Here is a 23,247-nt window from a genome sequence, read left to right on the forward strand (position 1 = left end):
CGACTACTCTTCAGGGATGCTCCGCATCACCGCTGAACCGGTCGATTCCGAGGTGTCGCGCATGCTGCTCTCGGAATACTTCGACGCGCGCGCGGCATCCTTCCCGTCTCGCACCTACACCCGCTCGTCGCCGGACGCCGCGACGTTCACGGCGCCGGCGGGTGTCTTCGTCGTGGCTGCGGACGAGGATCACCCGGTCGGCTGCGGCGGCATCCGCCGGCTCGAAGCGCGGGGCGACGCGATGCGATACGAGGTCAAGCATCTCTACCTCCGTCCCGAGACCCGGGGCCGAGGGTGGGGCCGGGCGCTGATGGACGATCTCGAGCGTCGCGCACGTGCCTTCGGCGCGGACGAGCTGGTCCTCGATACCCATCACACCCTGGATGCCGCCGCCGGGCTCTACGCCGCCACCGGGTTCTCCGCCATCCCGGCCTACAACGACAACCCGAACGCGACGCGCTGGTACGGCAAGGCGTTGTCCTGACGGCGAGCCGCCCCGCGCCGGTCAGACGGGATGGGTCTCGGGGAGGCCGGTGCGCAGCTCGACCGGAAGGTGGGCGAGGTCGTTGTGGGTCAGCAGCATCCACGGGCGGCCCTGCTTCTGAGCGATCACCGTCAGACCGCAATGGGCCTGATTGAGGGTCATCCACTTCCACTCCGGAGCCTGCAGGATCTCGCGCACGAACCACGCGATGACGGTGTTGTGCGTGATGATCAGCTCGTGGACGTCGCCGCTTCGACGGCGAAGGAATTCACTCACGGCGTCCGCCATCTGGGCTCGCCCGGCGTCGATCTCCGCGTCGGTCACGCCGCCGAAGAAGGGTTCGAAGACCGCGGGCGTGTCGGGCGTCATGCCCGTCGGTACGCAGTCGAACAGCAGGGCCGAGGGCTGAGGCGACAGTGAAGGCATGCGCTCGGCGAACGCACGCGCGGTCTCACTCGCACGCTCGAGGGGCGAATGCCACACGCTGTCGAACGGCACTCCCGAGAGCCGGTCCGCGAGGGCCGCTGCCTGTCGACGACCGCGCGGTGACAGCGGTCCGTCGACCAGTCCGTGCTCGGCATCCTGGTGCTCGCCATGTCGCACGAGGTAGATGTAGTGCGTCACGTCACTCGCTCCATCGGGATGTCATCGGGCGCCGCTCCGGGCGCCCTTCCACCCTATGTCACGGCCTCTTCGCCCTCGCCCGCCGGGCGGCGCGTCGGCGATGCCGATCCTCAATCGGCGGCGCGGGCGATCTCTGCCAACTGGGCCCGGCTGAGATGCACGCCGACGCCCTGCATGAGCTCCTCGACGTGCTGCGCCGCATACGCGTTGACGATCGGCGCGCTCACCAGCTTCTGCGCGAGCAGCCACGCGACGGCCACGGCGGCATCCGGAACGCCCAGCTCCGCCCCCACCACGTCGAGCGCGCGGAGCGTGCGCGTTCCACGACGGTTCAGACTCGCCGCCAGCTGCGCACCGCGCACCGAGAGCGCCCCCTTGGACCGGGTGCGGTGACGACCGGCGAGGAATCCGTGCTCGAGCGCGTGAGACGGCGTGACCGCCAATTGCTGCGCCCCGGCGATCAGCCGCAGGTCCTCGTCGAACTCGTGGCGGCGGAGGATGTTGAAGGGCACGTCGAGCACGTTCAGCCGTGGGAAGCCGGCGGACGCGAGGATGCGCGCCTCGATGAGCTGCGTCGCGGTGTAGCCGATCGCGCCGAGCGCTCGCGCCTTGCCGGTGTCGACGAGCCACTCGGCGGTCGCCAGCGTGTCTTCGAGCGCGGTGGCCGAGTCGGCGGTCGCGTCGAGGTAGATCAGATCGATGCGGTCGGTGCGCAGTCGGCCGAGCGAGGACTCCACCGCGCGGACGAGGTCGACCGGCCCGAGCCCGGGGTTGTCGGGATGGCCGCCGATGCGGACCGCCAGCACCATGTCGTCACGCAGGCCGCGGGAGTGCATCCACTGGCCGATGATGTGCTCGCTGCGTCCTCCGGAGAAACTGTCGGCCGTGTGCACGGCGTTCCCGCCGAGCTCCGCGTACGCATCGAGGATGTCGTGGCTCGACTCGAGATCGACGTTCCACCCGAACTCGGATCCGCCGAGAATGAGCGGGAAGATCTCGAGACCGGTCTCACCGAGCCTCTCCCGGACCCCGGTCGCGACCCCCGGTCCCTGCACCGGGATCGGCGCGGACGGGTGGTGTCCGCGGGATGTGTGGGAGCCGGCGGCCATCGCCGCAGCGTTTCCCCCGAAACCCGCGTTCGCTCCGATCACCGACATCCCACACCCCCTCGCGAATCTCGAGGCGGGCACCCGCCCCTCGCGCCCCCCGGCACGTGATTCGAGGGTACGGCAGCGGCGCGCAGAATCGTTGCTCCCAGGCGACGTGGCGGTGAACTATACATAACGCTTTCATCACGGTCAATGGCGAATGCCCGCCCCCCGGACGGGGACGGGCATTCGCTGCGGGAAGCGGATCAGCCTTCGGCAGGAGCCTCCGGGCCGGGGTTTGCCGCAGCGCGGCCTTCCTGGTCGGCGTCCTCGAGAACCGGCTCGAGCGACAGCTTGCCGCGGTCGTCGACCTTGGTGATGCGCACGAGGAGCTTCTGCCCCACCGACACGACATCCTCGACGTTCTCCACGCGCTTGCCCCCGGCGAGCTTGCGGACCTCGCTGACGTGCAGCAGGCCGTCCTTGCCGGGCAGAAGCGAGATGAACGCACCGAAGGTCGCGATCTTCACGACCGTACCCAGGAACTGGTCGCCCACCTCGGGGTTGGTCGGGTTGGCGATCGCGTTCACCTGTGCACGCGCGGCTTCGGCCGAAGGACCGTCGGTCGCGCCGATGTAGACGGTGCCGTCCTCCTCGATCGAGATCTGCGCACCGGTCTCGTCCTGGATCGAGTTGATCGTCTTGCCCTTGGGGCCGATCAGTTCACCGATCTTGTCGACCGGGATCTGCACGCTGATGACGCGCGGCGCCGTCGGCGCCATCTCGTCGGGAGCGTCGATCGCGCTGTTCAGCACGTTCAGGATCGTCAGACGCGCATCCTTCGCCTGGGTGAGCGCCGCCGAGAGCACCGACGACGGGATGCCGTCGAGCTTCGTGTCGAGCTGGATGGCCGTGACGAACTCGCTCGTTCCGGCGACCTTGAAGTCCATGTCACCGAGAGCGTCTTCGGCACCGAGGATGTCGGTCAGCGCGGCGTAGCGCGTCTGGCCGTCGACCTCGTCGGAGACGAGACCCATCGCAATGCCGGCGACGGGCGCGCGCAGCGGTACGCCCGCGTTCAGCAGCGACAGCGTCGAGGCGCAGACCGAACCCATCGACGTCGAGCCGTTCGAGCCGAGCGCCTCGGACACCTGACGGATCGCATAGGGGAAGTCCTCCCGGCTGGGCAGCACGGGCACGAGTGCGCGCTCGGCCAAGAAGCCATGGCCGATCTCGCGACGCTTCGGGCTGCCGACACGGCCGGTCTCGCCCGTCGAATACGGCGGGAAGTTGTAGTGGTGCATGTAGCGCTTGCTGGTCGTGGGCGACAGCGAGTCGATCTGCTGCTCCATCTTCAGCATGTTCAGCGTGGTGACGCCCAGGATCTGGGTCTCGCCGCGCTGGAAGATCGCCGAACCGTGCACGCGCGGGATGACCTGCACCTCGGCGTCGAGCGGGCGGATATCGGCCAGTCCGCGACCGTCGATGCGCACACCCTCGGTCAGGATCCGGCTGCGGACGATCAGCTTGGTGACCGACTTGTACGCGGCGGAGAACTCCTGCGGCGCGGTGGCCGGAAGCTCGCCCGACTCGGTCGCGGCGATCAGCTCGGCCTTGACGCGGTCCTTGATGGCGTCGTCGGCGTTCTGGCGCTCCTGCTTGTCGGCGATCTGGTAGACCCCGACGAGCTCGTCGTACGCACGGGCAGCGACGAAGTCGTAGGTCTCCTGGGCGTATGCCGGGAAGACCGGGTACTCCTGGATCTCCTTGGCCGCGGTGGCGGCGACCTGGCTCTGCGCCTGGACCAGCTGGGTGATGAACGGCTTCGCCGCCTCGAGCCCGGCTGCGACGACCTCCTCCGACGGCTTGGTTGCGCCGCCGCGGATGAGGTTCCAGCTGTGCTCGGTGGCCTCGGCCTCGACCATCATGATGGCCACTTCGCCGTCGGGCAGCACCCGGCCGGCGACGATGAGGTCGAACACGGCCTCGTCGAGCTGCTCTGCCTTCGGGAAGGCGACCCACTGGTCGGCGTTGTCGCCCTGGCCCGGGATGAGCGCCAGGCGCACACCCGCGATCGGCCCGGAGAACGGCAGACCCGAGATCTGAGTGGACAGCGATGCGGCGTTGATCGCGAGGGCGTCGTAGAACTCCCCCGGTGCGATCGAGAGCACGGTCACCACGATCTGGACCTCGTTGCGCAGGCCCGACACGAACGACGGGCGAAGCGGCCGGTCGATGAGGCGGCACACGAGGATCGCCTCGGTCGAGGGGCGTCCCTCACGACGGAAGAACGAGCCGGGGATCTTGCCGGCCGCGTAGGAGCGCTCTTCGACGTCGACGGTCAGCGGGAAGAAGTCGAAGCCTTCGCGCGGGTGCTTGCCCGCGCTGGTGGCCGACAGGAGCATGGTCTCGTCGTCCAGGTAGGCGGCGACGGAACCCTGCGCCTGCTGGGCGAGGCGCCCGGTCTCGAACCGGACGGTGCGGGTGCCGAAGCGGCCGTTGTCGAGAACGGCTTCGGCGGCGGTGATTTCAGGACCTTCCAAGAGGTCTCTCCTTCTTTGTTTAGACTCGCGGGCGCGTTTCGCCGGCGAGATCGTGCGAAGGAGCAGGAACAGGCAGATCTCAGCGCGCGGCGACGCCGCGTTCGCGCCAGCACTGGTCACCAGTCGAAGATCACCGATCGCCTGATCGGGAACCCACCACAGGGGACCAGCTTCCTGCCGGCCTGCTCCGTGAGCTCATATGGAATTGAGCGGCTGCCACGGGGGCAACCTCGACGAGCCTACCAGCGCGCCGGCGTGCGACCTAGGAGCGCCCGGACAGCGCCAGCGTTCGGCGAGCCGCGTCGACCAGCGCGGCGCCGTACGCCGGCCCGTGGCCCACTGCGTGCACGGCCAGCGGATGAAGCTGGTGAACCGGGATGCGCTGGACCCATCCCTCCCGGAGCGGGTGGGTGAGCCGGTAGCCCTCGATCACCTCCTGAAGGTGGGAGCAGCCGAAGAGCTCGAGCATCGCCAGATCGGTCTCACGATGGCCCCCGTGAGCGGCCGGATCGATGAGCACGACCCCGTCGGGCGAGAACAGCACGTTGCCGTTCCAGAGGTCGCCGTGCAGACGAGACGGCGGATCGTCGTCGTCGAACACACCGTCGGCGATCACCGCGCACGCCCGCTCGACGAGCGGCACGTCGTCCGCGGCGAGGTTGCCCGCGTCGACGGCGGGGCGGAGGAACACCTCGACGCGGTCTCGGGCGTAGAACGCACCCCAGCTGCGCTCGGCGGACGCGGGCTGGGCGAGCCGGCCGATGTAGAGCGGACCGTCCCACCCGTTCGGCGGCGCGCCGAAGGCGGCAGCTCCGGCGTCGTGCGTGCGGGCGAGAGCTCTGCCGAAGGCCCGGGCCGCATCACGGTCGGCAGGCGCGGTGGCGACGCGCTCGAGACGGATGCGCCCTGCGGCGACCTCGATCACCCTGGCGACGCGTGCTCCGCCACGTTCCTCTGCCTCGCCCAGCCAGCGGAGCCCCGCCGCCTCGGCCTCGAAGAACCGCGCCGGCGCATCCGCCTTCTCCTTGACGACCTCTCGCATCCGACCATGCAATCACAGCCGCTCCGGCGAGAGGCCGCCGCTGTCAGCCGGGTCAGGTGGCGGGCTGGCGGTCGCGCGCGCCGGTGCCGCCGCGGCCGATGTCCACGAGGCCAGAGTGCTTGGCCAGCAGGCCGTCGCCGGCCGTGCGGCCGCGCAGCCGACGCCAGATCCAGGGCAGCGCGTCGCGTCGGAACCAGGTGCCGGTGAGCACCGGGTCGTTGTCGGCGTGCAGGGCCGCATCCAGACCGCCGAGGGTCTCGGCGTCGGGAACCCCGAGTGCGTCGGCGGCACGATATGCGACGAAGCGGTGCCCCCGGCTGCGCAGGTGGACTTTGTCGGCGGCCCACATCCCCAGGTCGCCGATCGCGGGGAGCGCTTCGAGGTCGAGCAGGATCGCGCCGGTCTCCTCGGCGATGCGCCGGAGCTCCGAGTTGAAGGCGGCGAAGCGCTTGGCGAAGAGCAGCGCGGCGCGACGGCGAGGAAGGAACGGCGTGACCAGCAGGACGTCGGCCCCGGCCGCGCGAAGAGCGCGCACCGCCACCTCCACCTCACGGGCGAGGTCGACGGGGTGGCCCTTCCGCGCGACCAGGTCGTTGGACCCCATCAGGATCGACACGAGATCCGGCTTCATCGCGAGCGCCTGCGGCAGCTGCTCCTCGGTCAGATGACGCACCCGACGGCTTCGGACAGCGAGGTTGGCGTAGTGGAAGGGACTCGCCCCTCCCCCCGCGTAGGCCAGCAGCTCGGCGAGGCGATCGGCCCACCCGCGGTACTCGCCGGCGGCCATGCGCGAGGAGTCGCACAGGCCCTCGGTGAGCGAGTCGCCGAGCGCGACGAAGCGCTGCCACCTCGGCGCGGCACGGGTCTCGAGCGGGGCCCACGGCCGCGTAGCCGCTCGCGCGAGCAACGCGTCGTCGATGCGACGAAGGCGCCGCGCATCCTCGTAGTGTGCTTCGAGGCGTCCGACCATCGCCTCCCACGACCGCTCGCGCACCGACTCGTGGGCGGCAGCGGCGAAGGCCTGACGCTTGGACTCGTCACCGGTGAGGTCCGACACGCGCGTGCGCAGGTCGTCGAGATCACCGGGTCGATACAGCCAGCCGTCGATGCTCGAGCGGACGAGGTCCACGGGTCCTCCCACGCCGGTCGCGACGACCGGGACGCCGCTGGCGAGTGCCTCCTGGATGGTCTGCCCGAAGGTCTCGCTCTCGCCCGGGTGCACGAAGACGTCGAAGCTCGCGAGCGCCTCACCGAGCGCGTCACCGGTGAGATGCCCGGTGAACACCGCTCCCGGGAGCGCCCGCTCGAGAGCGGGTCGCGAGGGTCCGTCGCCGACGATGACGAGACGCACACCGGGGAGGTCGGCGAGGACTCGCAGGTCCTCGACCTGCTTCTCGGGCGCGAGACGCCCGACGTAACCGACGATCGTCTCGCCGGGTGCGACGCGCTCCCGCCACGGATCGCTTCGCCGGGCGGGGGTGAAGCGATCCGTGTCCACGCCGCGCCCCCACCGTCGAACCCTGTCGACCCCGAGGCCGGCCAGCTGCGTCATCGACGACGTCGACGGCGCGAGGTTGAGCGTGGCCCGCCGGTGCAGGCGCGTGATGTGCGCGGCCACGAGGGACGTCGCGTGGGGAAGACCGTACCGCTGTGCGTAGGCGATCACGTCGGTCTGGTACACGGCGACCGTCGGGATCTTCAAGGCGTCGGCCGCAGCGATGCCCTGCCAGCCGAGGACGAACGGGGAGGCGAGGTGGACGACATCGGGGTCGAAATCGCGCAGCAGCGCGGCGAGTGTCGCTGCTCGGGCGAAGACCACACGCACGTCGGGATAGGAGGGCAGGGGGACCGATCGCATGAGCGCCGTGCGGGCGCCGTGCAGGTCGGCGTCGACCTCGCCGGCCTTCGGAGCGATGACCAGCGTCTCATGTCCGTGGTCGGACAGATGGCGCAGGACGTGGAGGACAGACCCGGTCACACCGCTCATGTGCGGGAGGAAGGATTCCGCAAGGATCGCGACTCTCACGACTCCAGGGTGAGGCTCGCAGCCCGCGACGTGAGACGTTCCCCGCCGTCGTCGCCGACTGTTCACCCGATGCACCTCGGCACGTCACCCGACCGTCGGCGTTCCGTCGCCGTTCACCGGCGCCTGGTAGTTCTTCGCGCATGCTCGACGACATGCTGGCGTCCCTCGCCGCGAGCCCGTGGGCCCTGCCGCTGCTGTTCGCGCTGGTCATCGGCGACGCGTTCCTCGTGATCGTCCCCGGTGAGGCGTCGGTGACCGCGTTCGGAGCGCTGGGAGTCTCGACCGGGCAGCCGCCGGTGTTCGCCGTCGTGCTCGTCGCCGCGGCTGCGGCATTCGCCGGCGACGCCATCCTGTATGCGGTCGGCCGCTTCTCCGGCATCGAGCGTCACCGGTGGATGCAGACGCCGCGCGTGCGCTCGGCGATGTCGTGGGCTCACGCACGCCTCGACCGCAGCATGGCGGTGATCGTCTTCACCGCACGATTCATCCCCTTCGCTCGCCTCGCGGTGAACCTGACCGCGGGCGCCACCCGCGTGTCCGCGCCGCGGTTTCTCACGGTGGCGGCGATCGCCGCCACCGGCTGGGCCTCGTACCAGGCGTTCGTCGGCGCCGTGGTGGCGCTGCTGGTGCCGGGGGGACCCGTGGTCGCGGTCGTCGTGTCCATCGCGATCGCGCTCGCCCTCGGCGTCGCCGTCGATGTCATCCTCGCGGCGCGGCGGCGAGCGGCGCCGCGATGAACCTCACTCGCCGGCAAGACCTCCCAGGAGGTGACCGAAGGAGCGTCCTTCTCCGAGGTAGGTCGCCGGGTCGAACGGATCGGCCGAGCGAGCGACCGGTCGCGACGCGATGGCCTCGGCGAACTCCGTGGCCCCTCGGGTGATCCGACTCGACAGGGACGCCGCGTTCCCGTCTGCGCCGCCCCAGTCCCCCGATGCGGCGAACACGCCGGTCGACACGGGCTGGGTGTGCAGGTACGCGAACACGGGTCGGATGGCGTAGTCGATCGCGAGGGAATGGCGCGGCGTGCCGGCATTGGCTCCGATCAGCACGGGCTTGCCCGTGAGCGAGTCCGGGTCGAGCACATCGATGAACGACTTGAACAGGCCCGAGTAGCTGGTGGAGAAGATCGGGGTCACGGCGATGAGCGCATCGGCCGACACGACCGCGTTGATCATCGCCTCGAGCTTCGGAGGCGCGAAGCCGGTCAGCAGGTTGTCCGTGATCTCGTGGGCATGGTCTCGCAGCTCGAACGTGTCGACGTCGGCGGGGATCTCCCGCGAGCGCAGCTGATCCACCGTTGCGCGTGCCAGGCGATCGGCGAGCATGCGGGTCGAGGACGGGTTGGACAGGCCGGCCGAGACGACGGCGATGCGGCGCGGGAGGGTGTCGGTCATCTCACGCCCCCTGTCGTGCCGCAGCGGCGCCGAAGGACGAGCCCGCCGCCGCGGGGACGTCCCGGTAGGGGCTCGGGCCCGAGAGGTTGTCGCCCCGGTTCGCGCGAGGCCGGGCCTCGCGGGCTCCCCCGGCCGCGGCGACGCGTGCCGCGTGCGTGGGAGCGTCGGGCACGGCGGCGGGTCGGTTCTCGGCGAGTTCCCGGCGCAGGACGGGCACGACCTCGCCGCCGAGGATGTCGAGCTGCTCGAGCACCGTCTTCAGGGGCAGACCCGCGTGATCCATGAGGAACAGCTGGCGCTGGTAGTCGCCGTAGTGTTCGCGCATGCCCGCGTACCGGTCGATGACCTGCTGCGGCGACCCGACGGTCAGCGGCGTCATCTGGCTGAAGTCCTCGAGCGAGGGACCGTGCCCGTAGACGGGGGCGTTGTCGAAGTACGGGCGGAACTCGCGCACGGCATCCTGGGAGTTGCTGCGCATGAACACCTGGCCGCCGAGCCCGACGATGGCCTGCTCGGGGCTCCCATGGCCGTAGTGGGCGTACCGCTGGCGGTAGAGCGCGATGAGCCGCTGATAGTGCTCCTTCGGCCAGAAGATGTTGTTGGCGAAGAACCCGTCACCGTAGTAGGCGGCCTGTTCGGCGATCTCCGGCGTGCGGATCGACCCGTGCCACACGAACGGCGCGACGCCGTCCAGCGGTCGGGGGGTGGAGGTGAAGCCCTGCAGCGGCGTGCGGAACTGACCTTCCCAGTCCACGACGTCTTCGCGCCAGAGCTTGTGCAGCAGCGCGTAGTTCTCGATCGCGAGCGGAAGTCCCTGGCGGATGTCCTTGCCGAACCATGGATAGACCGGCCCGGTGTTCCCGCGGCCGAGCATCACGTCGGCGCGGCCGCCCGAGACATGCTGCAGCATGGCGAAGTCCTCGGCGATCTTGACCGGGTCGTTCGTCGTGATGAGGGTCGTCGCGGTCGAGAGCACGAGGCGCTCGGTCTGCGCCGCGATGTAGGCGAGGGCCGTCGTCGGCGACGACGACCAGAACGGCGGGTTGTGATGCTCGCCCAGCGCGAAGACGTCGAGCCCGACGTCTTCGGCGTGACGGGCGATCGTCAGTGTCGCGCGGATCCGCTCCGCCTCGCTGGGGGTCCGACCGGTCGTCGGGTCCTCGGTGATGTCGCTCACCGTGAAGATGCCGAACTGCATTCCAGGCCACGTGGTGTCGTCCACGATCTCTCCGATCCTCCGGATGCGGGTGGCATCCGATTTATGCAAGTGAATGTACCTTGTGGAACGCCGTACGCTCCAGGGTATTCCCGGCGATAGGGTGTCCTTCTCGACATGAGCGCTGCCACCACTCCCCCGCCACCCGCGACCGGATCCGTCCGAACGTCCTCGGGCAAACGCCGCGTCCCCTTCTGGGACAACGCGCGGTTCGCATGCATCGTGCTGGTCGTGCTCGGCCACGCGATCCAGCGCCTCACCTACGACTCCGACATCGCGCTGGGCCTGTATCTGCTCGTCTACGCCTTCCACATGCCGGCGTTCGCGCTCATCTCGGGATACTTCTCGAAGTCCGACCCTCCCGGCAGGCGCCAGATGGTGCGTGTCCTCACCGACATCGTGCTGCCGTATCTCGTCTTCGAGGGCCTGTGGACGATCACCAAGCTGCTCGTCGAAGGGCAGGCGAACCCCAACATCACGCAGCCGTCGTGGACGCTCTGGTTCCTCCTGGCACTCGCGATCTTCCGGCTCGTGCTTCCCTACCTCGCCCTCCTGCGCTGGCCGCTGCTGTGGACGATGGTCATCAGCATCGGCGTGGGATATGTGCCGAACATCGACTCGACCTTCTCGCTGTCACGCACTCTCGGCCTGCTCCCCTTCTTCACCCTCGGATGGTGGGTGCACGAACGGGGTCTGGTCGAGCGCTTCGCACTGCTGCGCGTGCGGTGGTGGGTCACCGCCGCTTCGGTGGCCGCCTTCGCCGTCGCGGGATGGGCGGCCTGGTACTTCTTGGACATCTGGCAGGCGATGGAGCTGCGCCAGTGGCTGTTCTACGACGACGATTACGCCTCCATCGGCGAAACCGGGTGGTGGGCGGGCGGCGTGCGCCTCCTGCTGATGGTCGTCGCGCTCATCCTCAGCCTCGCCTTCTTCGCGCTCATCCCGCGCGACGGCCACTGGTGGACGCACTTCGGCCAGTACACGATGTACGTGTACCTCCTGCACTCCTTCGTGCTCTACCCGTTCCGGGAATCGGGCGTCCTGCGAGGCCTCGACCCGACATGGCTGTGGCTCCCCATCGTCATCGTCGCATCGGTGCTCATCTCCCTGGGCTTGGCGACCTCTCCCGTACGAAAGGTGTTCCGCCCCCTCGTCGAGCCGCGCCCGTCGTGGCTGTTCACGGATGCGACCCTCGCCGACGTGGGCCGTCGCGATGACCCGACCGGGTCACGCCGTGCTCGCAGCGGCTGACCGGGCGGAGCGCACGACGAAGGGCCGCCCACACCGTGGACGGCCCTTCGAGAAGACGATTGAACGCGGTGGCTCTTATCGGCGAAGCCCCAGACGACCGATCAGCGCGCGGTAGCGCTCGATGTCGACGTCCTGGAGGTAGCCGAGCAGGCGACGGCGCTGACCCACGAGCAGGAACAGACCACGACGCGAGTGGTGGTCGTGCTTGTGTCCCTTGAGGTGCTCGGTCAGGTCGGTGATGCGCCGCGTCATGAGCGCCACCTGCACCTCGGGGGATCCGGTGTCACCGGGGTGCGTCGCGTACTCTTCGATGATCGCCTTCTTGACGTCTGCTTCCAGTGCCATAAAGTGATCCCCTCTCTGCTTGTTGCGCGGTGCCCGACGCCTGTTGCGTGAGCTCTCTTTATCCGCGGCCGATCCAACGGCAACCGCAACAGTCTACCAGCGTTGTGCCGCCGCCGTCGACGCGACGACGGGGCGGAGGAGATGCGCTCCCCCGCCCCGTCGCCATGCCGTGAGAGCGGCTCAGTCCTGCTGCAGCGAACCCTGCAGATCGAGGGTGATCGTCACGTCCTTGCCGACGAGGACCCCGCCGGTCTCGAGGGCGGCATTCCACGTGAGGCCGAACTCTTCGCGGTCGATGACCGTCTTGGCGGTCGCGCCGGCCTTGTAGTTGCCCCACGGGTCGGTTCCGAAGCCGCCGAACTCGACCTCGAAGGTCACCGGCTTGGTGACGCCGCGCACGGTGAGGTCACCGTCGACGAGGAAGTCACCGCCGTCGTAGCGCACACCCGTGGAGGCGAAGTCGATCGTCGGGTAGGTCTCGACGTCGAAGAAGTCTCCCGAGCGCAGGTGCGTGTCGCGTCCCTCGTCGCCGGTGTTGATCGAGGCGACGTCGACGGTCGCGGTCAGGGACGCCGCCAGCGGGTTCTCCGGCGCGGTGATCGTCGCGCTCTTCACGCCGAAGGTGCCGCGCACCTTCGAGATCATCATGTGGCGGACCGAGAAGGTCACCTCGCTGTGGGACGGGTCGAGGACCCAGGTCCCCGCCTTGTAGCCGGGAACCTCGATCGTGGTCGTTTCGGTCATCGTCATCCTTCGTGTCGTTGTCCAGCCGCCGCCGCGACGGCTCAGGGGGACTCAACGCCGCTTCGCGCCATCTATTCCCGTGAATGAAAAAAGAAGCGGATGCAACCGCATCCGCTTCTTTCTCAGGTCTGTCAGCCGACCTGCATGAGGTCGATCACGAAGATGAGGGTCTTGCCGCCGAGGAAGTGGCCGCCGGCGGGGCCGTAGGCGAGGTGCGGCGGAATGACGAGCTCGCGACGCCCGCCGGCCTTCATGCCCGGAATGCCATCCTGCCAGCCCTGGATGAGACCGCGCAGCGGGAACTGGATCGTCTCACCGCGGTTCCAGGACGAGTCGAACTCCGCCCCGCTGTCGTACTCGACGCCGACGTAGTGAACGGTGACGGTGTCACCAGGCTTGGCCTCGGCGCCGTCTCCGACGACGATGTCGCGGACGACGAGCTCCGCAGGAGCCGGCCCCTGGGGAGCGTCGATCTCGGGCTTGGTGAGGTCTGCAGTCATGTGTCCATCCAAACACGTCGCGCGCGGCGCCGGGTGCCGGAACGACGGCTCTTGACACCCCGAAAGCACAAGGGCATCCTGAGATCAGACCAACTCAGCGCTCGGGAGACACGCAGGCATCGCCGCGGCACCGGGCGCTGAGTCTTTCGCGTCAGGGCGCGAACATCGCCGCTCGCGCGGCCGTGGTGCGATGCAGCAGCACCTGCTCATCCTGTGCGGCGTGGGGGTCGCGGCCGCTGATGGCACGCTGGCGCGCGGCGGCGAGCGCCGTCGCGTCGCGAATGAACCCCTTCATCATCTCGGTGCGATCGCCCCGCAGGGTGCCGGCCCACTGGAGGGCCGCCTTGCGTCCGCGTCCGGTTGCGACCATGTCGACCTCCTGCTCGGTGAACCACCCTGCCGCCGCGTAGTCGGCCAACCGGGTGCGGGTCAGCCGCGCCTCCTCGCGCCGCAGCGCCACCAGACCGAGGATGAACACGATGAACAGCGGGACCTGAAGGGTCAGATAGAGAGCGAAGAAGTCGCCGAACACGGCAGAGCCGTTCCAGAACGCGTGCAGCAGCACGGCTCCGCCGAGCCCGAGCAGCCACGGGCCGAAGGCCGCTCCCGCGCGGGCACCCCGGCGCGCGGCCAGGCCCAGCGCGAAGCCGGTGACACTCGTGAACATCACGTGCGCGAACGGTGACAGGATGCCTCGCACGAAGAACGTCGCGGTGGTGTCGGCGGCTCCGCCCTCGATGAAGCTCACGGCGAAGTACTGGATGTTCTCGGTGAAGGCGAATCCCGCGCCGACCAGCGCGCCGTACACGATGCCGTCGACGGGACCGTCGAAGGCCCGCCGCGCGCTCAGGAAGATCACGTACACCCCGAGCCCCTTGGCAACCTCCTCGACGATCGGCGCCTGGACCACGGGGGCGACGACGTCGGCGACGAAGGACGAGTCCGGCCCGAAGGCGAAGAGCAGAGCGAGATCGAACCCGAGCGTGATGCCGATCGCGACGAAGGCGCCCCACGCGATCGCGGCGGCGACCAGACCCTTCGGCTCGGGCTCCCAGCGATCGATGATCCGCACCGCGAAGAAGACGACGGCGAGAGGGACGAACGCCAGGATCATGCCGATGACCGAGGCGACGGGGCCGAGGGCGTTGAGGAAATAGCCCACGACGGCGACCGCCACCAGCACGACCACGCCGAGCACCCACAACGGCGCCGAGCGACCGGAGCGCGGCGACACGGCACGCCCCTGCGGCATCGGAGCGGCGGGGGCGTCGGCGCGCGGGATCGGCGCGCCCGATGCCACGTCGGGCTGCTCGAACGGCGAGTGGAAGGGAGGGGGCGTCAGCGACGGGCGCGACGGATCGGACGACGGCGCGGAATGCGTCATGGACACAGCCTACGGGCGACCGTGACCGCACCCTCGGCGATAGCCTTGAGATCATGCGCTTCGCCCACGTCGTCCGTCCCGGGTCATCGGAGCCCCGCCTGGTCGTCGCCGACGCCGACGCCGTGATCGAGGTGGCGGAGCTGTTCGAGGGCGCGCCGCGCACCCTCGAGGAGCTCATCGCCGGCGGCGACGAGCTCCTGGGGCGCATCCGCACCGCCACGGCCTCGCCGAGCGGAACGCGGCACCCGATCGCGGGCCTCTCCTTCGCGCCCGCTGTGCTGACGCCGCCGGTGATCCTCGCGATCGGCCTCAACTACGCCGCCCACTCGAGCGAACTGGGGCTGAAGACCGATTCGACGCCGACGGTGTTCGTGCTCTGGCCGAACTCGCTGGCCGGTCATGAGGGCACCACCAGCTGGCCACGGGCACTCAGCGAGTCCGTGGACTACGAAGCCGAGCTCGGTGTCATCATCGGCACCCCCGCGAAGGATGTCTCACCCGAAGACGCCCTCTCGCACGTCTGGGGCTACACCGTCGTCAACGACATCACCGCGCGCGACATCCAGTACTCCGAGGCCCAGTGGTCGCGGTGCAAGTCGTTCGACGGCTTCACGCCGGTCGGTCCGTTCGCCGTCACCGCCGACGAAGTGCCCGATCCGCAGAACCTGCACATCTGGACCCGGCTCGACGGTCACCTCCTGCAGGACGGCTCGACGGGGCAGATGGTGCGCCCCGTCGCGACGCTCGTCTCGCACCTGTCCCGCGCCGCCACCCTCCTGCCCGGCACGCTCATCTCGACCGGAAGCCCGGGAGGCGCCGGCTATTCACGCGACCCGCAGGTCTTCCTGCGCGATCGCTCCACCGTCACCGTCGGGATCGACGGGATCGGCGAGCTGACGACCCACTGCCGCATCCTCGACTGACGATGGGTCAGCCGCACGTGATGACGGTGCCGTCCGTGAGCTCCCACACGCCAGGGCCGAGCTCTCCGCAGGCGGCGAGGAGCGGGCCGAGGGCGGCGATCAGCACGACGGCGATGATGATCCCGATCACCATCAGAACGGAGCTGATGATGATGGCGGCGACGGCGAAGCCGTTCTTCGCACCGGCCTTGCGGCTCTGCACGAGCGCGACGATGCCGAGGATGAGGGCGACGAGCTGCACGAAGAACGAGAGCACCAGCGCGACGATGCCGAGGGTCTTCCCGGGCGTCGGGGCGGAGGACGGGGCGGGCGCGTCGTGCGCCCCGTCCTCCGCCGGAGGCGCCGGAGGATAACCGCCGGGCTGGGCAGGCGGAGGATACGCACTCGACGGCTCACGCGGCGTCGCGGCGTCGTCGCCACGGGATGACGGGGGTACGGGGTTCTGCGGATCGGACACGGTCTTCCTCCCTCGCGGCCGCGCGGTGCGGCGTCGTTCCTCGGAACGCTATCGGTCCCGTGTGACCGGCGGCAACGGATCAGCCGCGACACTCCCCTCGGCGCTGACGTCGCGGCCGCGCGAATCCGCCGGGGAGACGAGGTTCTCGGCCGGCTGCGCGATCGGGATCGCCGACGTCACCGCCTCGAGGCCCGACAGACGCGCCGGCGAGAGCTGCTTGGCCACCTCCTCGCGGGTCATGAGCTCCGCTTCGACCACCAGATCGGCGATGTTGCGCCCCGTCAGCAGAGCCGTCTTCGCCAGCGCCGCCGACGCCGCATAGCCGATGAACGGTGTGAGGGCCGTCACCACCCCGACCGAGGCGCCCACCATCGCACCGAGACGGTCGGTGTTCGCCGTGATGCCGTCGATGCAGTTGACCCTCAGGGTGTGCATGCCGCGTCGCATCCAGGTGATCGACTGGAAGATCGAGTGCGCGATGATCGGCTCGAAGGCGTTCAGCTGCAGCTGGCCGCCCTCCACCGCCATCGTGACCGTGGTGTCCGCGCCGGCGACGGCGAAGGCGATCTGGTTCACGACCTCCGGGATCACGGGGTTCACCTTGCCCGGCATGATGCTCGAGCCGGCCTGTCGCGGAGGCAGGTTGATCTCTCCCAGGCCGGCCTGCGGACCCGACGACAGCAGACGCAGGTCGTTGCAGATCTTCGACAGCTTGATCGCGTTGCGTTTGAGCGACGCCGAGAAGGACATGAACGAGCCGGTGTCGCTGGTCGATTCGACGAGGTCGGTGGCGAGCTCGAGATCCAGTCCGGTGATCGCGCGCAGATGGCGCAGGACGGCCGGGGAATACCCCGGGTGGGTCGTGATCCCGGTGCCGATCGCCGTGGCCCCCATGTTGATCTCGAACATCAGGTACGCGTTCTCGGTGAGCCGCTTGTGGTCCTCCCCCAGGGTCGTGGCGAACCCGTGGAACTCCTGCCCGAGGGTCATGGGAACCGCGTCCTGCAGCTGCGTTCGCCCCACCTTGAGGATGTCGTGGAACTCGGCGGCCTTGTCGAGGAACGACCGGCGCAGCAGGTCGAGTTCTTCCAGCAGGCTCCGCAGGTCCAGACTCAGCCCGATCTTCACCGCCGTCGGGTAGACGTCGTTCGTGGACTGCGACCGGTTGGTGTGGTCGATCGGCGAGAGGAACGCGTAGTCCCCCTTCTCTCGTCCCGCCATCTCGAGGGCGATGTTGGTGATGACCTCGTTGGCGTTCATGTTCGTCGACGTGCCCGCGCCGCCCTGCACGACGCCGACCACGAACTGGTCGTGGAAGTCGCCGTCGATGACCCGCTGGGCGGCACGATCGATCAGGTCGGCGCGCTCGGCGTTCAGCACGCCGATCTCACGGTTCGCCCGCGCTGACGCCTGCTTGACCATCGCGAGCGCGATCACCAGATCCTTGTAGACCGAGATGGGACGCTTCGAGATCGGGAAGTTCTCCATCGCCCGGGCGGTGTGGATCCCCCAGTAGGCATCGATCGGGATCTCGAGGGATCCCAGCGAATCGGTCTCGATACGGGTGCGCGTCGTCGCGTCCTGGGCCATGGGTCATCCTCGTGGGTCGGCACGGCAAGGTGGAACGATGCCGAGCCTACTCGGCCCCCGTAGCGACCCGGATGGACATCGCGGCGGGACCGACCATGGCCGCTGTACGCCGCGGACGGTCAGCGCTTCCGGGAGAACGCCTCCAGGCGCTCGTGCGGGCTGAGCGCGGCCATGCGGTCGACCCACTGCTGCGAGAAGAAGTCGCCGGAAGGGGCTTCGACGACCGGGACCACGGAGTGGGTGACGGTGTCGGCGTACACGTGCGTGAGATGGAAGGACTGACCGGCATCCATCCCGTTGACCTCGACGGCGGGACGCGAGATGTCCATGGTGTAGCAGGTCGCCGCGGCGACGCTCACCGGCACGCCGGCGAACGTTCCCGACGTGGAGTAGTGGAGGTGCCCGGCGAGGATTCCCCGCACATCCGTGCCGGCGATGACGGCGGCGAGCGCCGGCTGGTCGCGCAGCTCCAGGATGTCGAAGACGGGCAGGTGGCACGGCAGCGGCGGGTGATGAAGCGCGAGCAGGGTGCCCAGCGGGGCGGGCTCGGCGAGGATCTCGGCCAACCACGCGAGCTGCCCGGCATCCAGCTCACCGTGGTGCCAACCGGGGACACTCGAATCCAGGGCGATGATCCGCAGGCCGCCCAGGTCGGTGACCGACGTGACGGGCTCTTCGGTGGGGTCGAGGTCGAGCAGATGCTGCCGCATCGGCCCCCGCTCGTCGTGGTTTCCCGCGACCCAGATGAGCGGTGCCTCGAGCGCCTCGGCGATCGGCTCCACCGCGGCTCGCAGGGCTCGGTACGCGTCGGGCTCGCCGAGATCGGTGAGGTCGCCGGTGAACACCAGCGCGTCGGGCTGGGTGCCCAGGCGCTCGACCCGGCGAAGCGTGGCCTCGAGGTTCGCCGCGGTGTCGTAGACCCCGACCAGCGGTGCGTTCCCCGCGAGGAAGTGGGTGTCGCTGAGGTGCAGGATCGTGCGCTGGGCGGGGGAGTGCTGACCGAACGTCACGGATGCGGCGACCATGCGCCCAAGCCTAGGCCAGGGCACCGACGGGCTACCGTGGAGGGGTGACCGACACCCTCGAGCCGCCCCTCCCCCGCGCCGCCGCCCGTCCCGTCATCCGCAGCCATCACGGCGACGACGTCGAGGACCGCTACGAGTGGCTGCGCGACAAGGACGACACCGAGGTGATCGCGCACCTGGAGCGCGAGAACGCCTACGCGGATGCGCGCACGGCCCATCTGGAGGCCCAGCGCACACGCATCTTCGAGGAGATCAAGGCGCGCACGCTGGAGACCGACCTCTCTGTACCGATCCGCCGGGGCGACTGGTGGTACTACGGCCGCACCCGCGAAGGCCAGCAGTACGGCATCCAGTGCCGCGCACCGCTCACTTCTCCCGACGACTGGACCCCGCCGGAACTCCACCCCGACGAGCCCGTGCCCGGCGAGGAGGTTCTGCTCGACGGCAACGTCGAGGCCGAGGGCCACGAGTTCTTCTCCCTCGGCAGCTTCGAGGTCTCCGCGGAAGGGTCCCTCCTGCTCTACGGCGTCGATGTCGCCGGCGACGAGCGGTACACCATCCGCGTGCGCGAGCTCGCCACCGGCCGTCACCTGCCGGACGTGATCCCCGAGACGTTCGCCGGCGCGGAGTTCTCCCCCGACGGCCGGTTCATCGTCTACACCACGGTCGACGACGCCTGGCGGCCGGACACCGTCTGGCTCCACGAGATCGGCACGCCGGTCTCGGCCGACCGCAGACTCCACCACGAACCCGACGAGCGCTACTGGGTGGGGGCGGGATTCACCCGCAGCGAGCGCTTCCTCGTGATCGAGGCCGGGTCCTCCGTCACCTCCGAGCAGTGGCTCGTGCCCGCCGACGACCTCGGCGCCGAGCCGCAGGTGGTGTGGCCCCGCACCGAGGGCGTCGAATACGACGTCTCGCACGCCGTCGTAGACGGTCACGACGTGCTGTACATCCTCCACAACAGCGATGCGCTCGACTTCGAGCTCGTGCGCGTGGCCGCCGACGACCCGACCGGAGAGCGGCAGATCGTGCTGCCGCATGCGCCGGGCACGCGACTGCTCGGGCTGTCGACGTTCCGCGACTGGGCGGTCATCGGCTACCGTCGCGAAGGCCTCGCGCGACTCGGGATGCTCGACTACGTCTCCGGGTCCGTTTCGGAGATCGCGTTCGACGAGCCGCTCTACTCGGCCGGCACGAGCGGGAACGCCGAGTGGGCGCCGCCCGTGCTGCGGATCGGCTACGGCTCGTTCGTGACGCCGGGGACCGTCTACGACTACGACGTCGCCACCGGATCGCTCCTCCTGCGAAAGCGCCAGCCGGTCCTCGGCGGATACGAGCCCGGCGACTACGCGCAGGCGCGGGTGTGGGCCGACGCCGAAGACGGCACGCGCATCCCGATCTCACTCGTCTGGAAGCGTTCGTTCGGCGAGGCCGGCGCGACCCCTCGCCCCGTTCACCTCTACGGTTACGGCTCATACGAGCACTCGATCGAACCGGGGTTCTCGATCGCACGGCTGAGCGAACTCGACCGCGGTGTGGTGTTCGCGGTGGCGCACGTGCGCGGCGGCGGTGAGATGGGCCGGCAGTGGTACGAGGACGGGAAGCTCCTGGCCAAGCGCAACACGTTCACCGACTTCGTCGCGTGCGCGCGTCACCTCGTCGACAGCGGATACACCACGCCCGAGCGCATGGTCGCCGAGGGCGGATCGGCCGGCGGGCTCCTGATGGGCGCCGTGACCAACCTCGCCCCCGAGCTGTTCGCCGGCATCCTGGCCGCGGTCCCCTTCGTCGACGCGCTGACGACGATCCTCGATCCGACGCTGCCGCTGACGGTGATCGAATGGGACGAGTGGGGCGACCCGCTGCACGATGCCGAGGTGTACGCCTACATGAAGTCCTACAGCCCCTATGAGAACGTGCGCGAGGGCGTCACGTATCCGCGCATCCTCGCCGTCACCTCGCTCAACGACACCCGCGTGCTCTATGTCGAGCCGGCGAAGTGGGTTGCACGGCTGCGCGACGTCGGAGCCGACGCGCTGCTCAAGTGCGAGATGGTCGCCGGCCACGGTGGTGTCAGCGGCCGTTACAACTCGTGGCAGGAGCGCGCCTACGAGCTCGCCTGGATCTTCGACACCCTCGGCGTCGCCGATCCCACCTGATTCCACCCGCATCCCACCCCGGCATGTCCCACACCCCCAGCCGCCGCGCATCCCCCACCCCGGCATGTCCCAATTTCCGTCCTTATGAGCCGCTATGAGAACCGAAAGTGGGACACGCCTCGGCGGCGAGACGATGCGTGTCCCACTTTCTGCGCCTAAACGGTCTCAGGGCAGCAGATATCGGGACATGGTTCGAGGTGGTGTCCAGCCGGCGTCCATGAGGGCCGCGACGACGAGCCGCACGGCGGGGACTCCTCGACCCCGCACGTGATGATCGAGGCAGCGGACATGACGCCAGCCCGCGCGGCGAATCGCCTCCCACCGATCGGCGTCGCGCGCGAACTGCGCGGCATCCTCGGCATGCACGCGCCCGTCGTACTCGGGCGTGACCTTCCACTGTGGATAGGCGAGGTCCAGCTCAGCGACGAAGATGCCGCGGTGATCACGCAGGTTCCAATTGATCTCGGGTTCCGGCAGTCCGGCTCGCACGAGCAGGAGCCTCAACCGTGTCTCTCGCGGCGATCGGACGCCGTCGCGCGCCTCCGCGAGCGCACGCCGCAGCAGTCCGTTTCGGACGTCGCCCATGATCTCGATCTCGTCCCGGAGCTGCATCAGCGACGCCCCCTCCGCTGTATCGAACGCGAGCGAGTCGGCCGCCGCGATCAGATCGTCGAGGAACCACAGCGACCCGCACTGACGCCACGCGCGCGCAGGGTCCTCGACGCGCAGGCCGTCCGGGGTCGTGCGGACCGCAGGCTCACGGGTCTGAAGTCGGTGCCCGACGACGCCGCTGGTCCGGGGTTCGCGACGGGGACGGTGGGTCGAGACGTGGATGCCGGGCCGGTACGGCCATCCCGGCATCGAGTGTCCATAGAGCGCGAGCGCGGTCTCGTGGCTGAAGAACTGGTGCTCAGCCATTCGCGGCGCGTAGGCGCGGCAGAGCTCGCGCACCTGTGTATCGGGCAGCACGGGGTGCCGAGTGCGAACGCCGTGAAACGGGCGCCCGAGGTCGCGACCTCGCAGCCGACCGTCACCGAGTCCGATCTCGGATGCGCTCGCCACGCTGAACGCCGTGGCAAGCGCGGCAGGGAGCTCGGAGGGCCGCTTCATGATCCGAGGCTCGCTCGCCGCTCGGGAGACTCGGCGGCGTCAGCATCCCCCTGTGGAGAGTCGAAGGGGCACCGCCACCTGTGCAGGGGCGGTCATGTCCCAGAAAGTGTCGCTCTCAGGCCTGAGAAGAACAGAAATGGGGACATGCTTGGGGTGGGCGAGCGGGCATGTGCCGGCGCACACGCCGGCGGCACACGCCGGCGGCACACGCCTACATGCTTCGGGCGCGGGAAGGGGTCGTGCGCCGATGTCGGGTGCGGGAAGGGGTCAGCCGAAGAGGGCGGCGGCTTCCTCGTAGCGCGAGAGGGGAACGGTGTTGAGCTCACCGAGCGCGTCGGCGAAGGGAACCCGGACGATCTCCGTGCCGCGCATCGCGACCATCTGACCCCATGCCTCGTCCATGACGGCGTCGGCGGCGTGCAGGCCGAGACGCGTCGCGAGCACACGGTCGAAGCCCGAAGGCGATCCGCCGCGCTGGATGTGGCCGAGCACCGTCGCGCGCGTCTCGACACCGGTGATCCGCTCGATCTCGGGCGCGAGGAGCTCGCTGATGCCGCCGAGGCGCGGCCGGTTGAAGGCGTCGAGACCCTTGTCGCTGTAGGCCTCGTCCATGTCCTTGAGCTTGAACCCCTCCGACACGACCACGAGGGGCGCTCGGCCGCGGGCGTGGGCGCTCGTGACCTGCTCGCAGATCTCGTCGATCGACATCGGCACCTCGGGGATGCAGATGACATGGGCCCCGGCGGCCATCCCGGCGTGCAGGGCGATCCATCCGACATGACGACCCATGACCTCGGCGACCATGCACCGCTGGTGCGAATCGCCGGTGGTGCGCAGGCGGTCCATCGCGTCCGTGGCGATGTTCACCGCGGTGTCGAAGCCGAAGGAGTAGTCGGTGGCGCGCAGATCGTTGTCGATCGTCTTCGGCACGCCGAGCACGTTGATGCCGTCCTTGGACAGCCTGTCCGCGGCGGCGAGGGTTCCCTCGCCGCCGATGGCGATGATGCCGTCGAGGCGGTGGCCGTACATCGTCTTGGCGATGTTCTCGGCGCCGCCGCGCGGACCCTCGTAGGGGTTGGTGCGACTGGTGCCGAGGATCGTGCCCCCGACCTTGGACAGGCCCTTGACCTCGTGACGCGTGAGCGGGAAGAAGTCGGCGTCCACGACGCCCCGCCAGCCGTCGCGGATGCCGACGAACTCGAGATCGTACGTGGTGGTGCCCTTGAGCACGACGCCGCGGATGACGGCGTTCAGGCCCGGGCAGTCGCCGCCGCTGGTCAGGATTCCGATCTTCATGCTGTGGTCCTCAATCGTCGGGATGATGCTGGGCGACGCTGCC

Annotated in this window: 21 protein-coding genes; 5 read left to right on the forward strand and 16 right to left on the reverse strand. The window is 69.4% G+C overall.

Translation table 11 applies throughout. From position 1 onward, the window contains the following. Positions 1 to 16 precede the first annotated feature (16 nt). Complete coding sequence (locus tag IM777_RS11100; protein WP_194383391.1) at positions 17 to 484, forward strand: GNAT family N-acetyltransferase; 468 nt, start codon at positions 17 to 19, stop codon at positions 482 to 484. Positions 485 to 505: 21 nt separating this feature from the next. Here IM777_RS11100 and IM777_RS11105 read toward each other — a convergent pair whose 3' ends face one another. The 5 genes from IM777_RS11105 to IM777_RS11125 form a co-directional block, all read right to left on the reverse strand. Continuing rightward, entirely contained in the window at positions 506 to 1,108 is a 603-nt protein-coding gene (locus tag IM777_RS11105) for a histidine phosphatase family protein (RefSeq protein WP_071045692.1), read from the reverse strand. A gap of 110 nt (positions 1,109 to 1,218) precedes the next feature. Next, positions 1,219 to 2,217: an aldo/keto reductase gene (locus tag IM777_RS11110; RefSeq protein WP_194385524.1), complete on the reverse strand. Its 999-nt coding sequence runs from the start codon at positions 2,215 to 2,217 to the stop codon at positions 1,219 to 1,221. Between the two features lie 245 nt (positions 2,218 to 2,462). Further along, positions 2,463 to 4,739, reverse strand: a complete 2,277-nt coding sequence (locus IM777_RS11115) for a polyribonucleotide nucleotidyltransferase (RefSeq protein ID WP_071045691.1) — start codon at positions 4,737 to 4,739, stop codon at positions 2,463 to 2,465. Positions 4,740 to 5,001: 262 nt separating this feature from the next. Next, positions 5,002 to 5,781, reverse strand: a complete 780-nt coding sequence (locus IM777_RS11120; RefSeq protein WP_194383392.1) for a fructosamine kinase family protein — start codon at positions 5,779 to 5,781, stop codon at positions 5,002 to 5,004. Between the two features lie 52 nt (positions 5,782 to 5,833). After that, positions 5,834 to 7,807: a GDSL-type esterase/lipase family protein gene (locus IM777_RS11125; RefSeq protein WP_194383393.1), complete on the reverse strand. Its 1,974-nt coding sequence runs from the start codon at positions 7,805 to 7,807 to the stop codon at positions 5,834 to 5,836. 152 nt (positions 7,808 to 7,959) lie between these two features. Between IM777_RS11125 and IM777_RS11130 the strand changes: the two genes are divergently transcribed. Beyond that, a complete protein-coding gene (locus IM777_RS11130; protein WP_228480770.1) occupies positions 7,960 to 8,544 on the forward strand; it encodes a DedA family protein in 585 nt (194 codons plus the stop codon). A gap of 3 nt (positions 8,545 to 8,547) precedes the next feature. Here IM777_RS11130 and IM777_RS11135 read toward each other — a convergent pair whose 3' ends face one another. After that, on the reverse strand, positions 8,548 to 9,201 hold the full coding sequence (locus tag IM777_RS11135) for an FMN reductase (protein ID WP_194383395.1): 654 nt from the start codon (positions 9,199 to 9,201) through the stop codon (positions 8,548 to 8,550). Between the two features lies 1 nt (position 9,202). Then, the gene (locus IM777_RS11140; protein ID WP_194385525.1) at positions 9,203 to 10,399 is read right to left on the reverse strand and encodes an LLM class flavin-dependent oxidoreductase; all 1,197 of its coding nucleotides are present in this window, start codon (positions 10,397 to 10,399) and stop codon (positions 9,203 to 9,205) included. Positions 10,400 to 10,534: 135 nt separating this feature from the next. Here IM777_RS11140 and IM777_RS11145 point away from each other — a divergent pair, with 135 nt between their 5' ends. Next, positions 10,535 to 11,668: an acyltransferase family protein gene (locus tag IM777_RS11145; protein ID WP_194383396.1), complete on the forward strand. Its 1,134-nt coding sequence runs from the start codon at positions 10,535 to 10,537 to the stop codon at positions 11,666 to 11,668. Positions 11,669 to 11,743: 75 nt separating this feature from the next. On the opposite strand, the gene rpsO is transcribed toward IM777_RS11145, so the two are convergent. From rpsO to IM777_RS11165, 4 genes are all read right to left on the reverse strand, one after another. Next, positions 11,744 to 12,013: a 30S ribosomal protein S15 gene (gene rpsO, locus IM777_RS11150; RefSeq protein ID WP_071045685.1), complete on the reverse strand. Its 270-nt coding sequence runs from the start codon at positions 12,011 to 12,013 to the stop codon at positions 11,744 to 11,746. 180 nt (positions 12,014 to 12,193) lie between these two features. After that, on the reverse strand, positions 12,194 to 12,757 hold the full coding sequence (locus IM777_RS11155) for a YceI family protein (RefSeq protein ID WP_194383397.1): 564 nt from the start codon (positions 12,755 to 12,757) through the stop codon (positions 12,194 to 12,196). Between the two features lie 131 nt (positions 12,758 to 12,888). Further along, entirely contained in the window at positions 12,889 to 13,257 is a 369-nt protein-coding gene (locus IM777_RS11160; protein WP_194383398.1) for an FKBP-type peptidyl-prolyl cis-trans isomerase, read from the reverse strand. A gap of 151 nt (positions 13,258 to 13,408) precedes the next feature. Next, positions 13,409 to 14,641, reverse strand: a complete 1,233-nt coding sequence (locus tag IM777_RS11165) for a PrsW family intramembrane metalloprotease (RefSeq protein ID WP_194383399.1) — start codon at positions 14,639 to 14,641, stop codon at positions 13,409 to 13,411. A 53-nt stretch (positions 14,642 to 14,694) separates the two neighbouring features. Between IM777_RS11165 and IM777_RS11170 the strand changes: the two genes are divergently transcribed. Further along, positions 14,695 to 15,564 carry a fumarylacetoacetate hydrolase family protein gene (locus tag IM777_RS11170; RefSeq protein ID WP_194383400.1) on the forward strand — a complete coding sequence of 290 codons (870 nt, stop codon included), beginning with the start codon at positions 14,695 to 14,697 and terminating at the stop codon, positions 15,562 to 15,564. A 7-nt stretch (positions 15,565 to 15,571) separates the two neighbouring features. On the opposite strand, the gene IM777_RS11175 is transcribed toward IM777_RS11170, so the two are convergent. From IM777_RS11175 to IM777_RS11185, 3 genes are all read right to left on the reverse strand, one after another. Then, positions 15,572 to 16,021: a DUF4190 domain-containing protein gene (locus IM777_RS11175; RefSeq protein WP_194383401.1), complete on the reverse strand. Its 450-nt coding sequence runs from the start codon at positions 16,019 to 16,021 to the stop codon at positions 15,572 to 15,574. A gap of 48 nt (positions 16,022 to 16,069) precedes the next feature. Next, positions 16,070 to 17,611, reverse strand: coding sequence for an aspartate ammonia-lyase (locus IM777_RS11180; protein ID WP_194383402.1), 1,542 nt, complete (start codon positions 17,609 to 17,611; stop codon positions 16,070 to 16,072). A gap of 119 nt (positions 17,612 to 17,730) precedes the next feature. Beyond that, the gene (locus IM777_RS11185; RefSeq protein WP_194383403.1) at positions 17,731 to 18,636 is read right to left on the reverse strand and encodes a phosphodiesterase; all 906 of its coding nucleotides are present in this window, start codon (positions 18,634 to 18,636) and stop codon (positions 17,731 to 17,733) included. Between the two features lie 44 nt (positions 18,637 to 18,680). Here IM777_RS11185 and IM777_RS11190 point away from each other — a divergent pair, with 44 nt between their 5' ends. Continuing rightward, positions 18,681 to 20,798, forward strand: coding sequence for a S9 family peptidase (locus IM777_RS11190; RefSeq protein ID WP_194383404.1), 2,118 nt, complete (start codon positions 18,681 to 18,683; stop codon positions 20,796 to 20,798). Between the two features lie 165 nt (positions 20,799 to 20,963). On the opposite strand, the gene IM777_RS11195 is transcribed toward IM777_RS11190, so the two are convergent. Next, the gene (locus IM777_RS11195; RefSeq protein ID WP_194383405.1) at positions 20,964 to 21,908 is read right to left on the reverse strand and encodes a hypothetical protein; all 945 of its coding nucleotides are present in this window, start codon (positions 21,906 to 21,908) and stop codon (positions 20,964 to 20,966) included. A 267-nt stretch (positions 21,909 to 22,175) separates the two neighbouring features. Further along, positions 22,176 to 23,204, reverse strand: coding sequence for a 6-phosphofructokinase (locus tag IM777_RS11200; RefSeq protein WP_071045745.1), 1,029 nt, complete (start codon positions 23,202 to 23,204; stop codon positions 22,176 to 22,178). Positions 23,205 to 23,247 lie beyond the last annotated feature (43 nt).

The sequence above is a fragment of the Microbacterium luteum genome (assembly GCF_015277875.1).
Classification (GTDB): Bacteria; Actinomycetota; Actinomycetes; order Actinomycetales; family Microbacteriaceae; genus Microbacterium; species Microbacterium luteum.